The organism is Chitinophaga rupis, from assembly GCF_900109685.1.
Lineage (GTDB): Bacteria > Bacteroidota > Bacteroidia > Chitinophagales > Chitinophagaceae > Chitinophaga > Chitinophaga rupis.
Genome location: NZ_FOBB01000001.1, coordinates 777865 through 793873 on the forward strand (window position 1 = coordinate 777865; position 16009 = coordinate 793873).

A 16009-nucleotide genomic window follows, 5' to 3' on the forward strand; every position below is an offset into this window, starting at 1 on the left:
AGGCCAATGTATCGAAAATTCTACAAGATAAATATATGGCTGCATTCTTATCAAGCTAAGAAAAAAATAAGCAAGCGATAGGAATACCGCCTGCGCTCATCAACCAAAATCTAAATCTAGATAATCCAGATTTAAAAAATTTTTCATATGTTTCAACGGGGCATACCGGTCCTCCGGGTCAATTGCTAAAACGCGGGCACACTATTATTGTGCAGGCACAAACGACCAACGGTTATTCCATAACATTCCGTCTTAAAAAGCTTACCTTATCAGGATAGATTCAGCGTATGCGTTTTCAACAGGTTCAATAAAACCTCATACAGCTCCTCGTTCCGGTGGTTATACCGGAACTCGCATTCTTTCAAATGCAGGTACACCGTATTACGGTTTAAACCTTTGAATTTAGCTAAGCGATGCTTGGTTAAACCCCAGAAAGCATCAATATCCTCTGCAGCAATTCCGTTGCTGCTGTCCCCAATGGTTGTATGCTCCAAGCGGTACAGCCGGTAATGGCCCAAATCCACCACATTATTGAAATGGCGCAACCGTTCTGCGGTCCCGAAGGTTTCCAGCACAGAACGGCCCCTTACAATAGCATGGATCATAGCACGGCTTACATCCGGTAATATCTCCGTATGCAGACGGTCTGCATGCCGGTAAATACCGAACACAATAGGCTTGATAGCACGGCTTACTTCCGGTTTGGCAGCTACGGCAGTATCGCTTCCATTACGATAGTCATAATGGTCCCGACGCTCCGGCGGACTAATAACCGGTTTCACCACATGCTCTGCGGGCTGTTGCTGCTCGCAGTACCTGGCTATTTGCTGACGGATTTTTTTTAGGTAACTGTTTACAGTTACCCGGCTTACCCCACTGATGTTGGCAATTTGGGTAGCGGTGAGATCTTCAGAGAAAAGCTTTAGGATCTCCTTAAATTTTCGCTCGGACAAGTGAGCGCCCTTTAAGTACCTGTTTTTCATTGAACAAGAAGGTTAGAATGGCACTCTAAACCTCCTACTTTTTAATAAGTATGTTGCCTCCTTTTATACAAGTGGTTAAATGGGTGGGATGAATGTGGTATACTAGATTATTTTAGGCAAATAGGTTATCCTGAAAGGGTATTATTTGTTGCAACAAGTGCTAAAATGAGCACGTCCCGGACCCTCAAGCCCGGGACGTGTTTGATTTAGCAAGCCGTCCTTGTTTAGCTACCTGCTAAATTATTTTTTAGCATCATTTAATCCCAGCTTGGAAATTTCAATATCTTTTTCTTCTTCCAGCGGATCAGCGGTTCCTTTTCGCCGCGCCTGTTTTACCAGCGCTTTTTCCATCCACAATAACAGGGCGGGTAAAATGGTAAGATTGGTGATCATAGCCATTATCAGCGTCAGGGAAGTAAGCCAGCCCAGTGATTTGGTGCCGCCAAACTCACTGAAGCTAAAGATCATGAACCCTGCAAACAGGATCAGCGAAGTGTAAATAATGCTCAACCCTGTTTCATTAATGGTTTGCCTTACTGTGGCAGATATATCTGTACCATGGTGCGGCAGCTCCTGCTTAAAGTTCACCAGGAAACGGATGGTAACATCAATGGCTATACCCAGCGCTATACTGAATACCAGTACGGTAGATGGTTTCAGTGCAATGCCCGCCCAGCCCATTACACCGGCCGTTACCGCCAGCGGAATAATATTGGGGATCAGGGAAATCAGCAGCATACGCCAGCTGCGGAACAGGTACAGCATACACCCGATAATAAGTATAAACGCCAGCACCACGCTTTCCATTAACCCGTTAATGATAAAGCGGCTGCCTTCCAGGAATATTACACTGGTGCCGGTAAAGGATACTTTGTACTGTGCGGTATCAAAGATCTGGTTCACTTTCGGTTTCAGGGAATCCAGCAGTATAGGCAGCCTGCGGGAGCCTACATCGGCCATGCTTACACTAAGGCGGGCTACCTGCCGGGTGCTGTCCATAAAAGAGGCTACCAGCTTGGTAAAGTTGCTGTTGCTGCCGTTACCGCCTTTCATGCGCAGGTAAGGAGCCAGGAAACCAATGTCAAACTGGTTGGGGATCCGGTAATTGGTGCTATCCCCATTGTAGTAGGCCTGCTTGGCAAATTTAATACCTTCCGCCACGCTCAGGGGGCGGGCAAAATCCGGCTGGGCGGCAATCAGCTGCGTTAATTCATCCAGCTTGTTCAACGTTTGCAGCCCTATTACGCCGTTCTTCTTTTTCGTATCTACAGTGATCTCCAGCGGCATTACCCCGCGGAAATTCTGCTCAAAAAATTTCAGGTCAGTATATAAACGGTCGCTCTTGGGAATATCATCCAGCATATAGGCTTCCGGCCGCAGGCGCAGCATGCCCAATACTGCCATTACCACCATTACCAGGGTTACCAGGTACACCCAGGGACGGTATTTGAACACCAGGATATTTAACAGGTTCAGCACCGCTTTAAAGGAACGGTTCTCCAGGTAGCTGGTATGCTTGGTTTTAGGCGGCGGTAAATAGCTGAGTACTGCCGGCAGGAAAATAAAGGAGATCAGGAAAATGAACATAATGTTCGATCCTGCTACCACGCCAAACTCTTTCAGCAGCGGGCTTTTGGTAAAGTAAAACACACCAAAGCCAATAGCCGCCGTAATGTTGGTGAATAAGGTTACAATGCCCATGCGCTGTATCATGCGCACCAGGGCCTCTGTTTTATTATTATTCTTCGCGTACTCCGTATGGTACTTATTCAAAAAGTACACACAGTTAGGAATGCCAATTACCACGATCAGGGGCGGAATTAAGGCGGTTAGCAGCGTGATCTTGTAACCGCATAATTCAATAGTAGCTACAGACCATATTACGCCAATAGCCACTACTATCATGGACATCAACACTGCGCTGAAAGAGCGGAAGAACGCCAGTAATATCAGCGCTGTAAGTATAAAGGAAAGCTTCAGGAACAGCCGCATTTCATCGGCTACCTTGGTGGCCATAATGGTGCGGATAAGCGGTAAGCCGCTCAGGCGCACCTGCGTGTTATGCTTTTTGCCAAATGCATCGGCTATTCTCATGATCTCACTTACCACGCCTATACGTTTGGCGGAGTTCATCACATCCTTATTAATGCGGATGGCCATCAGGTAGGCATGTGTATCGGGATTATATAACAGCCCCTGGTAAAAAGGCAAGGACCGGAACACATTTGCCAGGCTATCCATATCAGCGGCAGCTACATGATCAGGGAATGCCTGTACCACCATTAGCTTGTGCGTACTGTCATTCTTCACCAGGTTCACGGCAGCGGGTACACTCAGTATGTTCTCTACTGCACTAACCTTTTTAATATCCTTATTCAGCTGCACATAATCATTAAAGAACTGCGGTGTAAAAAAATCTTTGTTCTGCACGCCCAATACCATCATGTTACCATCTTCGCCAAACTGCTCATGAAAATGCTGGTAAGTAATAAATTCAGGATTATCCCTTGGTATGGCGCTGCCGTATTCATAGGATAGCTGTACTTTGCTGGCATAATACGCCATAACTGCGGTGCCGGCAAATAGTAATAACAATAAAGGTAAGCGGAACTTTAACACCCAACCTGCTAAGCGTTGCCACATAAGGAATTTTTCATTTTTGTAAATGGCGTAAAGGTAAATAAATAATTTACTAATTTGTTGGTGTGACCGTGTTGCAAATTGGCTAATGATAACGTCATCAGGCTTACATTTGCACATTCGCACATTTGCAAATCCGCACCGTATAATGCGCCCTGTTCTTTTACTCATTCTCTTATTGCTATGCCTGCACCCTTGCCAGGCACAACCCGTGCCTATAGGGCATTGGCGGGAACATTTGCCCTATACGCAGGCACAAATGGTGGTAAGCGGTACTGATAAGGTATTTTGCGCCACCGCCTACAACCTGTTTTCCGTAAGTGCTGAAGATCATGACATTACCCGCTATACCAAGCTGAATGGCCTGCACGATGCAGGGATCAGCGCCATCGGCGCCAATGAGGGCCTGGTAATCATTGCTTATGAAAATGGTAATGTAGACCTGCTTCAAAATGAGCAGATCTTTAACATCCCCGACATTTTGCGCAAGAACATACAGGGCGATAAAACCATTCACCGTGTTTTCTTTAATAAAGGCCTGGCCTGGTTATGCACCGGCTTTGGAATAGTGCTGGTAAATACCGCTAAGCAGGAAATTGCAGATACCTACATTATTGGCGACAACGGCGCCTACACCGCTACCTATGCCGTTACCACAGACGGTGCTTATTTTTACGCGGCCACTGCCAGCGGCATTAAACGCGCACCGGTTAGCGGCAGCAATTTAGCCAATTACCAAAACTGGGAACCTTTCACGCAGGGCCTGCGCGGCACAGCTGTGCAAGAGGTTGTGTATCTCCCAAACCGCCTTATTTGCCGGCAGGGCGATAGTCTTTTCCAATGGCAGCAAAACAGCTGGGCGCCCTGGTATACAGACGGATGGCAGCTGAATAACCTGAGCCTGAACGGCAACCAGCTGCTGCTCTGCGAATTACAGCCTGCCACACAGGCTGCCCGCGTACTTAGCCTGGATGGCAATGCCGCCATTACCGCCACCTTACAAAATGAGCTGATCAAAACGCCGGCACAGGCTACTGCACTGGGTACAGATATCTGGATAGCAGATGCGCAAAACGGGCTGCTACTATATGATGGTAATGCTTTTACCCGCCTTACGCCCAATGCCCCCGCAGCTATTGCCGGCGGAAACCTGTTATTCATTAACAACAGCCTGTGGGCCACTGCCGGCGCAGTAGGCAGCAGCTGGACCGCTACGGGTAACCGTAATGGTTACTTTGTATTTGAAAACGAGGAGTGGCATAACTATAATTACAGCACACAGCCTTACCTGGATGCCCTTACTGATCTGCTGCCCATTGCGGCCGATGCTGCCGGCAACCGTTACATAGGCTCCTTTGGCAAAGGCCTGCTGGCGCTGGATGCGGCCGGCAGCCATTCCATTATTCAACAGCCCACCTTACCCGGCGCGCTGGATGATCCGCTGGCCTGCCGTGTAAGCGGGCTGGCAACGGATCTGAACGGCAATCTTTGGGTAAGCATTTACGGTGCGTATAATGATGTACTGGTAAAAAAACCGGATAATACCTGGAGCAGCTTCCGCATTCCCTATGCGCATACCGCCAATGCGGTAAGTGATATACTGATAGATGATTACGACCAGAAGTGGATCATTTCCCCGCGGGAGAACGGGCTGTTTGTATTTAACCACGGCAGCGACCTGGCAAATACGGCTGATGACCACTGGATGTTTTACCGCAGCGGTGCGGCCCAGGGCAACCTGCCTACGAATGACGTACGCTGCCTGGCAAAAGATAAAGATGGCTGGATATGGGTGGGCACCTCACAGGGCATTGCCATTTTTCCCTGCGCACAAAATGTATTCAGCACCGGCTGCAGCGCTTACCTGCCTATTGTACAGCAGGATAATTTTGCCGGCTACCTGTTCCGTGATGAGCAGGTGAACGCCATTGCTGTTGATGGCGCTAACCAGAAATGGGTGGCCACGCAGAACGGCGTATGGCTGATTAACCCTGCCGGCGAAAAAATACTGCTGCATTTTAGTACGGATAACAGTCCCCTGCCGGATAACGCGGTGAATAAAATTGCCATTAACCCTACCACCGGCGAAGTATTTTTTGCCACCCGCTTAGGCCTGGTATCTTACCGGGCCAATGCTACAGAAGGTGCGCCCGGTATGCAAAAAGATAGTGTGCTGGTGTTCCCCAACCCCGTGCCCAGCCAGTACAGCGGCACCATTGCCATTCGTGGACTGGTACAAAATGCCCGGGTAAAGATCACCGACATCAGTGGCAGGCTGGTATTTGAAACCCGCGCCCAGGGCGGGCAGGCAGTATGGAATGGGCAGGACTACACAGGCCACCGCCCGCAAAGCGGCATTTACCTGGTATTTGCAACAGACGATGCCGGTGCTGAACACCTGGTAACAAAGATTGCGTTTATAAACTAGCTTTTAGCCTTTAGCGGTTAGCTATGTATATTTATGTTAAATTTAGCGCTATGTAGCCGCTGCTAAAAGCTAACGGCTAACGGCTAATAGCTTAAAAAATGTTACACAAAACACGCGGCATAGTATTAAGAGTAGTGAAGTATGGTGATACCAGCGTGATCGCAAATATTTTCACAGAGCTTTTCGGCATTCAATCCTATATAGTGAATGGCGTGCGCAGCTCCAAACCCCAGGCAGCCAAAGGCAACCTGCTGCAGCCCGGTAATATACTGGAGCTGGTGGTATACCACCAGGAGCAAAAGAACCTGCAGCGCATTTCAGAATTTAAATCCGGTTACATTTATACCGCCCTGCATTTTAACGTGGTAAAGAACACAGTAGCATTGTACATAATAGAGCTGCTGCAGCGCTGCCTTAAACAACCGGAACAACAGCTGGAGCTTTATTATTTGGCAGAACATGCCTTACAGCTGTTAGACAGCAGCGAGCCGCCTGTTGCTGCTAACCTGCCTTTATTTTTTACGCTGAAGCTGGCGGAAATGCTGGGGTTCCGGCTCAATGGCCGCTGTACGGAATATACGCCTTACTTAGATCTGCAGGAAGGTACGTTTGTAGATCTGCCCCCGCATCATGTTAACCACTTAGACCATACCAGCAGTGAACTTACAGACATGCTGTTCCACTGCCAGGAGCTGCAGGCGCTGGGCGCTATAGCCATGACTAAGGAGCGGAGAAGAAAGTTATTGTATTCCTACCTGGATTTTCTAAAGCTGCACATGCCTGATTTTACAGAGCTGCATTCCCCCTCTATACTGCACGAGATCCTGGATGCATGAGAAAAGCCAGCTATTAGCTTTTTGCTGTTAGCCGCGGTACGTTATATAAAGTAAACCACTTAACAACAAAAATCAGGTACTAAAAGCTAATAGCCAAAGGCTAATAGCTATATTTCTTCAGCTCTGTTGTTTCCCCGTCAAACACGGCGTAGGTGAAGTAGTTGATCCAGTCGCCCAGGTTAATATAGCGGCTGTCAGGGCCTACCTTCAGATCCAGCGGCAGATGGCGGTGCCCATAAATGAAGTAATCAAAATGCTCTTTTTGTAAGATCTCTTTGCTGTAAATGGCCAGCCATTCATTTTCCTCGCCTAAGAACTTTTCCAGCTCTCCGCCGGTAGCAGCACGGCTTTTGCGGCTAAAGTAATTGGCCAGCCCAATACCCCAGGAAGGGTGCAGCACGGAAAACAGCCAGCGGCATACGGGGTTACGGAATACTTTTTTCAGGAATTTATAACCATGATCGCCAGGGCCTAATCCATCGCCATGGCCAATATAAAAACGTTTACTGCCTAAAGTATAGGTTTGCGGCTCAAAGTATACGGGAATGCTCAGCTCATCTTCAAAGTAACCATTCATCCACATATCATGGTTGCCAATGAATACGGAAATACCAATGCCTTTATCCGATAATTCCGCCAGCTTGCCTAACAGCCGTGTATAGCCTTTAGGGATCACCTGCTTATATTCAAACCAGAAATCAAACAGGTCGCCTACTAAAAAAATATGCTGTGCATCTTCCGCTATTTCATCCAGCCATTTTATAATGATCTTCTCTCTCTCCCGGCTGGCAGCCATATTGGGTGCTCCCAGGTGAAAGTCAGACGCGAAGTAGATCCTTTTATTAACAGGCAGTAGTATGTGATGCAAGAATGAACAATTAATAGTTAATAATTAATAATCAATGGATGAAATTGTTCAGGTTATGATCAGGTGATACATTATCGCCGAATTATAAATGAATGATTAATAATCAGTAGCTGAAGCTTGCAAGTTATATTTTATGCAGTACATGCCGCCGGAATTATTAATTCTTCATTATTAATTACCTGGGGCCATATTGGCGTTTTGATACTCTTCCTGAACGTTGGTAACGTCAATCTTCACCGGGTCATCAAAACCATTGAATAAAAATACTTCCCACGCATACTTGGATTTGTTCAGGTCAATGGAAAATATTTCGCCATTGCGTTTTACAAAGTGCAGCTTATACTGACTGGTGGGTATGATCTTTACTTTCTGCTTAGTAATGAATTCCCTGGCCTCGTTCATGTACTGCTGGTTGGTGGCTACAATACCATCAAAATCCTTAGCGCCAAAATCAGCTTTCAGCTGGCGCAGCTTGCCCGGACCAGGCGTATAAAATACTGCACAGCGTTCTTTAATTTCCAGCATGCCCGTTTCGCTGCTGTCAGCGCCACCGCCTGCATTACAGGAAAACAGGGAAAAAAGGATGGCTGCCGCAATGAGGACCTTCGTCATAGATCGATAATATGCTTAACAGAACAGCGTCCCGATAAGCTACCAGGACGCTGTTGTATGATTACTTAAATATGTTCTATCCTATTCATCCACCAGGAACACGTATACTTCCTTGGGGCCATGCACGCCCACTACCAGTGTTTTTTCAATATCTGCCGTACGGCTGGGACCTGTTGCAAAGGAAATGGCCGAAGGCAGCTCCCCGTTATAACGATCCTTTAAGCGGTTGATGGCATCTTTCAGGTCAAACACCAGCTGGTGCGTATAAGCTATTACCAGGTGTACCGGCGTATATACCGGCAATGCCCGGCCTGATGGCTGTGCCGCGCTCAGTACCATAGTACCGGTGCGGGCTATTAAATATTCACAGTCGGTAATGGCTGCTTCGGCGCTATGCATATCGCCCTTATTAATAAAGGGCAGCTGCCCCAGCTTAAACGCTTTTAGTAAAGCCGGCGTTTGGCAATATACCTGGCTCCACTCCTTATGTTCGGCCAGCGCCTGCAGGTTCTCCATCAGCTCCTGTTTGCTGGTGCAGTAAATAAACTTACCCTGCAAACGGGCAAATTCCTCCGCAAACTTCAGCTCCAGCCCTTCGTTCTCCGTTTTAAAAACGGAATTGTTGCCTTCCGAATTAGGGAAAGGCAACTGTACCGACTGACTTAATGCATTCCGTACCCGTTTAAGAATATTCTCTTTAGCAGGGGAGATCTTCATATCCCATTACGCATTAACAGGTGTGGGAGAAGGGTTGATGATATCTGCAGGATGTACCCCATCTGTAGTCATACCTTCCTTGTTGATGATGTGCTCTTTATGCGTATCATAAGGGCGTTTGCCGATCAGCCTTTCCAGGTCTGCCTGGTATAACACCTCTTTCTTCAACAGCTCCTGCGCCAGCACCTTCACATTTTCAATGCGCTCAGTAAGCAGGGCTTTGGTTCTCTGATATGCTTTATCTATCAGCAGGCGTACTTCTTCATCGATCATTTTAGCCGTTTCCTCAGAGTAAGGCTTGGTAAAAGCCTGGTCACTGTTAGGATCGTAGAAGGAAACGTTACCCACCTTATCGTTCATACCATACACAGTTACCATTGCGTAGGCCATGCGGGTAATTACCTGCAGGTCATTCTGCGCACCGGTAGATACTTTGCCGAATACCAGGTCTTCCACTGCACGGCCGCCCAGGGTCATGCAAATATCGTCCATCAGCTGTTCGGTATTATACAGGTATTGCTCTTTAGGCAGGTATTGCGCATAACCCAGTGCTGCTACCCCACGTGGTACAATCGTAACTTTTACCAGCGGGTTGGCATGCTCCAGGTACCAGCCGCAAATAGCGTGGCCGGCTTCGTGGTAGGCAATTACTTCTTTTTCTTCCGGGGAAATGATCTTGTTCTTTTTCTCCAAACCACCAATCACACGGTCTACTGCGTCGTTAAAGTCTTCCATTTCCACTTCGTTCTTGCCTTTACGGGCAGCTATCAAAGCAGCCTCGTTACATACGTTGGCAATATCGGCGCCGGCAAACCCGGGGGTTTGGGCGGCTAACCTTCTGATATCTAAGTTGGGAGATTTTTTGATGGGTTTCAGGTGCACCTCAAAAATGGCTTCGCGGCCTACCAGGTCCGGCTTGTCAATGGATATCTGGCGGTCAAAGCGGCCGGGGCGCAGCAGGGCGCTGTCCAGCACATCCGGGCGGTTGGTAGCTGCCAGGATAATGATACCACTGTCTGTACCAAAACCATCCATTTCCACCAGCAGCTGGTTCAGGGTGTTCTCGCGCTCGTCATTGCTCATCATCACATTCTTACCCCTTGCACGGCCAATGGCATCAATTTCATCTATGAAAATGATACAGGGTGCTTTTTCACGGGCCTGTTTAAACAGGTCGCGTACACGGCTGGCGCCTACCCCTACAAACAGCTCCACAAAGTCAGAGCCGGACATAGAGAAGAAAGGCACCTGCGCCTCACCTGCCATGGCTTTGGCCAGCAGGGTTTTACCGGTGCCCGGAGGACCAACCAGCAAAGCGCCCTTAGGTATTTTACCACCCAGGGCAGTATATTTTTTGGGCTGTTTCAGGAAATCCACGATCTCCATCACCTCTACCTTTGCCTCATCCAGTCCTGCTACATCATTGAAGGTGATATTTACGCGGGTCCCTTTATCAAACAGGGTAGCTTTGGATTTACCGATGTTGAAGATGCCGCCGGGGCCGCCGCTGCTGCCTGCAGGGCCGCCCATTTTACGCATCAGCAGTATCCACAGGCCAATGATGAGGATAATGGGTAACAGCAGCTGGAACACCGGTTCAAACCAGCTTTGCCGGTCTACGTAATATACGTTTACCCGGTCCTCTGTCTTCACGGCTGTTTGCGCTTTATCCAGGTCGGCTTTAAAGCTTTCCTCGCTACCGATGCTAAACTGAAAATGCGGACCGGGATTGGATGCTCCAAAACGGCCTTTTGATACTTTTTCGTATTTGGGTTCGTTCAGCTTTTCTTTCTTGATATATACCTCTACATATTTCTTGTTCACTACAACCAGCTTGTCTACATCTCCCGGCTGTAAATAATCCAGCTGGAACTGCTGAAAGCTGATCTCTTGCGGCTGTGAACGAAAATCGAGGAAGTTCATAGCCAGCAGGGCTATGCCAATAAAGGCATATACCCAGTATATATTGAACTTGGGTCCTTTCTTAGGCGATTTGTCCGAACCTTTCATAAAATTGTTGCCTCTTTCCATAATAATCTAGTCGCTCCTTGACGGATGTTTATTGCAATGTATTTCGTATTTTTTTTATCGTCAACTATTATTTCTTAATAGTTAACTTTTCGACAGGACTTAGCCCAATACATTTCTAATTTAATCGAGGTGTTCCAGCCTCTCCGCATCACTCCACATTTCTTCCAGGTTATAGAACTTGCGGGTTTCCGGCTGAAAAACGTGCACCACCACATTCACATAGTCTACCAGGATCCATTGCTGGGCGGTAAACCCTTCATGTTTATAAGGTTGCTCAGCGGTTGCCAGCTGCACCTGCTCTTCCACAAAGTCTGCAATCGCCCTTACCTGTGTGTTGGAATTTGCTTCGCATATGATAAAGAAATCGGCCACAGCTTCCGGGATCTGGCGAAGGTCCAGAGATACTACATTCTCCCCCTTTTTATCCTGTATGGCCTTAATGATGGTGGTAAAAATCTCACTGTCTCTGCTCAAGCGCGTTGGCGCTTTTTTTCTCGTACTCAGAACGGTTAAGGGTGCCAATAAATTCTTGTTTTTGTTAAAAATAAACTTTAATTATCAAAATTACTAAAGAAGCGGGAAATTCACGCTTATAAGTAACCCGCTGGCCCTGTCCAAATGTTAAGAAAACAATAAAATGCACTACTTTTCGGCCGTTATTGTTTCATTTTTAAGAAATCAGCTGCAACCTTGCTTTGTGCCTTGTTTGCTGAAAATATTCAAATAAGAATTTTCCGTGATTGGACAGCCATTTTACGTTTTAGACAGAATAGACAGCACCAATAACTATGCCATGGAGCAGGTAAATACAGGGCAAATAACGCCTGGTACAGCCTGGTTTGCCATGGAGCAAACTGCCGGAAAAGGGCAGCGTGGTAAACAATGGTTATCACCTCCGGGAGAGAATATAATGCTTACCCTGGCCCTGCAACCCAACGGGCTGCCGCTTTCCAGGCAGTTTATGCTCAGCGTGGCAGTAGCCCTGGGCGCGGCGGATTTCTTTGCTAAATATGCCGGCGATGAAACTTGTATCAAATGGAGCAATGACATTTACTGGCGTGACAGAAAGGCAGGAGGCATACTCATCGAAAATGTGCTGCGTGGCAATACATGGCAATATGCCATAACAGGCATGGGTATTAACATTAACCAAACCAGGTTTCCGGAGCATTTACCCAACCCGGTATCCCTGCGGCAAATAACCGGTAAAAGCTGGGATGCCGTAGAGCTGGCAAAGGAGCTGTGCGCCTGCCTGGAGCCCTGGTTAAAACAGCTGCACCCGGCCCATTATAATGAGCTGCTTGCAACTTATAAAAGCCGCCTGTTCCGCCTCAATGAACCTGGTTTATACCGTATAAGGGAGGAGTATTTTAATGCTAAAATTCCACGTTATGGTACGCAGGTTTTAGATCCTGTAAAAGATGAGTATTTCCAGGGCATTATCCGCGATGTGCTGCCTGATGGTAAGCTATGCCTGGAAAAAGACGGCGCCCTGCTGCAGTTTGATTTTGGCGAAGTAGAATTTGTGATTGCGAAGTAGTCCATGGCCGATGGTCCATAGTCCATGGCGTTTTGTGTAGTTATGTATGCTGGTTAATGGCAGTTCTATTCGGGTGCTATTGGTATGCTTCCCTCCTAAAACAGGCCTTTTATTGCTATGCAACCCTAGTGACATCCCTCCCCCCTACATAAAACCCTACCCGTTTTATTACCCGGTTTATTCCTGTAAGGTTTAGCGCAAAACCCTGACCCGAATTGCGCACGGGTTGCACCCGAATTGCGCCCGAATATCAGCCGCATTGCGGAGCTGTTTTATAGCATAATGTAATGGAGCTGAGTGATGAAAAGCCGGGCTATTTCTTTTCATTGAGTATGGTGATGCTGATTGATGGCAGGGCGTTTTGCCGGTACAACTGCCGCTATTATTTTCAGGCGCCTGTAAAAAGGCGCTATTCTCGTCCTGATATAGGCTTACACCTTTGTTAAATAACCCTGTTTGAAGTTTATAATATCTGCCGGCCTAATAACTCCTGAACTTCTTCACCGCCGCCTGCCGCCATTCCCAAAACTTCGCTGACAGCTCCGGCGAAACGCCTTTCAGCAAAAACACACCTGTGCCATATTCCCGGGCGAAAGGGTTTTGTACTTTACCCACCTCAATGATCTGTTTGGATACTTGGTGCGCACGCTCATCCGGCTCGTCATCCAGCAGCACAATACAGCGGATGGTGTCCAAATGCGGGAACCAGAAAACATAATCTGCGCTGAAAGAACATGCCAGCGGTATGCGGCCCCGGTTGTAGTAATTCAACGCGCCGGCCTGCCCGTAATTACCGCACATGATCAGCGTATAAGGTTTATCAGAATCCGGCACCTGTGCATAGGCTTTGCGGGAAAGGGCTGCCATCTCCTGCCAGCCCAGCATATCTGCAAAATCCTGGGGCAGGGCATGGTTCTTACCATCTTCCCAGCGCAATAAACCTGCTGCCTGGAATTTGGCTGCCTTTTGCTGAATGGCAGCCGGTTTCAGCACCGGGAACGCAATGTTAAAAATGTAGAGGAAAGGCACTACTACCAGCAATATCCAAACAGCCCGCATGTATTTTAACCATTTGGCCCTGAACAGCTGCTCCCAGTACACGGCCCCAAAAGCCAGCAACACCGGGTATAAGCCCAGTGCATAGTAATCCTTAGCCCGCAGGTAGGTGAACAGCAGCATCACAAACAGGTAAGTAAGCGCCACAAAACGGTAAGGGCTGAAGGCCCGGTAAAACAGCAATCCCAGTAAGCCTGCCACAAACAGGAAAGCACCTGTAAAAAAGAAAATGAACTGCGTTTTTATAAAATCCATGCGGTGCACATGCACCAGCTGCGTTTGCGAAAGCTCCGCCATATGGTGCAGCACCGGCATGCCGCTGCGTATTTGCCAGATAATGTTAGGCAGGGCTATGAGCAGCGCAATACCGGCGCTTATGTACAGGTATTTGTTCAAAAATATTTTACGCTGTGGCGATAATAATAATGCCGGCACTAATCCTACTACCAAAAAAAGAATGTTGTACTTATTCAGGAAGCCCAGGCCGATGGCCACCCCCAGCCATAACAGGTAGCTGTGTTTTTCCGTTTGCCGGTAACAGATCAGCAGGTAGAAGATCCAGGTCCAGCAAAGCACATCTAAAGAGTTAGGCTGGTACAGCATATTCAACCGTAAAAAAGCGGAGAAAATGAACACCGTAGCCGCTAATACCTGCGCATACCAGCCCCCCTCCAGCAATGCCACCACCCGCCATATAAGCACCAGTGTTAGCGCGCCATACAGGGCCGGAAAGAATTTTATCCAAAACACGGAATTACCCAGCCATTTAATAAGCAGTGATGTAAAGGCCGTAAAAGGCGGTACCGATAAATAACCCGCTGTTAAATGATTGGCCATATCCAGGTGCAGGTACTCATCCCGGTGCAGCTCATACACGGGGTTGATAATGCAGTAATGCAATACCATTTTCAGCACAATAAATCCGGCTAATAAATAAAGCGGCACACGGCGGTTTGCAAGGGTTGTGTTCATAAAAGAATGAATAAACAGGTAGTGCCTCAATATAATCACAATAACCCGTTTTTTCCGGCAACCCCTTACGGGCAAACGTAAAAAATAACCTGTACCAGGGAAAGCTGCTAAATAAAAAAAACGTCCCGGCGGAGTATGCCCGGGACGCTTTTTCCAGGTAAGATTAACCTTGTTTAAAACAAGATTTTGGTTGATAACGGTAAATCAATTTGTGAATTCTTTGTTAAATAATCAAAAATAAAATTGCAACGCTATTTCAAATCTTGCTTCACACAGTTCTTTATAAAACCTGATATGAAACATAAACATCCTATCTAAAAACATAGTAGCCACCTGGCCCGAAAAACATTTCTGCCATTTTTCATATGCTTAACTTTGGTATATGCCTGCACAAAAAAATACAACGATATATAAAACAGAAAAGCTGGAAAATTTCAGGGGCGATATGCTGGTGCAGTATCCCAATACACCCCTTATACCTGAGCGGGGCAATGTAGTAGTACACTCCCGCCATGATATGCCCTGCAAAACACATTGTACCTCCAGCCGGCGCGATTATTACAAGATAACACTGGTAACCGCAGGCAGCGGCCGTTTAATGCTGGGTGCAAAACAGTATGTTATTAATGGCCCGGTGCTCATCTTCACCAATCCTGTAGAAACCAAGATCTGGGAAACAGATACACCGCAGGAGGGCTACAACTGTTTATTTACACAGCAGCTGTTTGAAAAACACCGTCATTACCGGGAAGAGGTGACCCGCCACCCGCTGTTCCAGGTAGGTGCAGATGCCGTGCTGCCTTTAACAGTTGCGCAGGTAAATACCCTGCAAACCATTTTCCAGCAGCTGATACGGGAGTATAATGATACTGCTGCCTACCGGGAAGAAGCCATCCTGATATACCTGCAGCTATTATTGCTGGAAGCAAAACGTATAGGCATGCAGGCGAGTGAGACACATATTCCCTTAAACGCCGGCCAAATGCTGGCGCAGCGCTTTACAGATATGCTGGAAAAACAGTTTCCCATAGAAACACCGGCACAGCAGCTTACCATACGTACTGCCCGTGAATATGCGCAATTGCTGAACGTACACCCCAACCACCTCAACGCTACTGTAAAGCAGGTTACGGGCCGTACCGTAAGTGAGCATATACGCCACCGCGTATTGCTGGAAGCAAAGCTGTTGCTGCTGCATACCGACTGGCATATTGCAGCCATTGCCTGGAGCCTGGGCTTTGAAGAGCCGGGCAACTTTACCCATTTCTTCAAGAGCCAGGCCGGACAGTCGCCCCACCTGTTCCGGATCAGCTGATCATGGCCCTT

The 16009-nt window shown here is 47.5% G+C and carries 12 protein-coding genes; 4 read left to right on the plus strand and 8 right to left on the minus strand.

The annotated features are described in order from the left end of the window. Window positions 1–269: 269 nt before the first annotated feature. Complete coding sequence (locus tag BMZ54_RS03010) at window positions 270–953, minus strand: hypothetical protein (protein WP_089906659.1); 684 nt, start codon at window positions 951–953, stop codon at window positions 270–272. 270 nt (window positions 954–1223) lie between these two features. Beyond that, entirely contained in the window at window positions 1224–3626 is a 2403-nt protein-coding gene (locus BMZ54_RS03015; protein WP_089906660.1) for an efflux RND transporter permease subunit, read from the minus strand. A gap of 145 nt (window positions 3627–3771) precedes the next feature. On the opposite strand from BMZ54_RS03015, the gene porZ reads away from it, so the two are divergent. Next, window positions 3772–6051, plus strand: coding sequence for a type IX secretion system anionic LPS delivery protein PorZ (porZ, locus tag BMZ54_RS03020; protein WP_162277456.1), 2280 nt, complete (start codon window positions 3772–3774; stop codon window positions 6049–6051). Between the two features lie 98 nt (window positions 6052–6149). Next, on the plus strand, window positions 6150–6887 hold the full coding sequence (gene recO / locus BMZ54_RS03025) for a DNA repair protein RecO (protein ID WP_089906662.1): 738 nt from the start codon (window positions 6150–6152) through the stop codon (window positions 6885–6887). Between the two features lie 100 nt (window positions 6888–6987). On the opposite strand, the gene BMZ54_RS03030 is transcribed toward recO, so the two are convergent. The 5 genes from BMZ54_RS03030 to rsfS form a co-directional block, all read right to left on the minus strand. Further along, window positions 6988–7755, minus strand: a complete 768-nt coding sequence (locus tag BMZ54_RS03030; RefSeq protein WP_238386472.1) for a UDP-2,3-diacylglucosamine diphosphatase — start codon at window positions 7753–7755, stop codon at window positions 6988–6990. A 171-nt stretch (window positions 7756–7926) separates the two neighbouring features. Beyond that, entirely contained in the window at window positions 7927–8367 is a 441-nt protein-coding gene (locus BMZ54_RS03035) for a hypothetical protein (RefSeq protein ID WP_089906663.1), read from the minus strand. Between the two features lie 81 nt (window positions 8368–8448). After that, entirely contained in the window at window positions 8449–9084 is a 636-nt protein-coding gene (locus tag BMZ54_RS03040) for a LutC/YkgG family protein (RefSeq protein WP_089906664.1), read from the minus strand. 6 nt (window positions 9085–9090) lie between these two features. Further along, entirely contained in the window at window positions 9091–11094 is a 2004-nt protein-coding gene (gene ftsH / locus BMZ54_RS03045; RefSeq protein WP_238386473.1) for an ATP-dependent zinc metalloprotease FtsH, read from the minus strand. A gap of 141 nt (window positions 11095–11235) precedes the next feature. Further along, window positions 11236–11589 carry a ribosome silencing factor gene (rsfS, locus tag BMZ54_RS03050; protein ID WP_238386474.1) on the minus strand — a complete coding sequence of 118 codons (354 nt, stop codon included), beginning with the start codon at window positions 11587–11589 and terminating at the stop codon, window positions 11236–11238. Between the two features lie 262 nt (window positions 11590–11851). Between rsfS and BMZ54_RS03055 the strand changes: the two genes are divergently transcribed. After that, a complete protein-coding gene (locus BMZ54_RS03055; protein ID WP_089906667.1) occupies window positions 11852–12655 on the plus strand; it encodes a biotin--[acetyl-CoA-carboxylase] ligase in 804 nt (267 codons plus the stop codon). 480 nt (window positions 12656–13135) lie between these two features. Here BMZ54_RS03055 and BMZ54_RS03060 read toward each other — a convergent pair whose 3' ends face one another. After that, window positions 13136–14683 (minus strand): glycosyltransferase family 39 protein, encoded by a 1548-nt coding sequence (locus BMZ54_RS03060; RefSeq protein ID WP_143080888.1) that lies wholly within the window; start codon window positions 14681–14683, stop codon window positions 13136–13138. Window positions 14684–15065: 382 nt separating this feature from the next. Between BMZ54_RS03060 and BMZ54_RS03065 the strand changes: the two genes are divergently transcribed. Further along, the gene (locus tag BMZ54_RS03065) at window positions 15066–15998 is read left to right on the plus strand and encodes a helix-turn-helix domain-containing protein (protein WP_089906669.1); all 933 of its coding nucleotides are present in this window, start codon (window positions 15066–15068) and stop codon (window positions 15996–15998) included. Window positions 15999–16009: the final 11 nt, after the last annotated feature.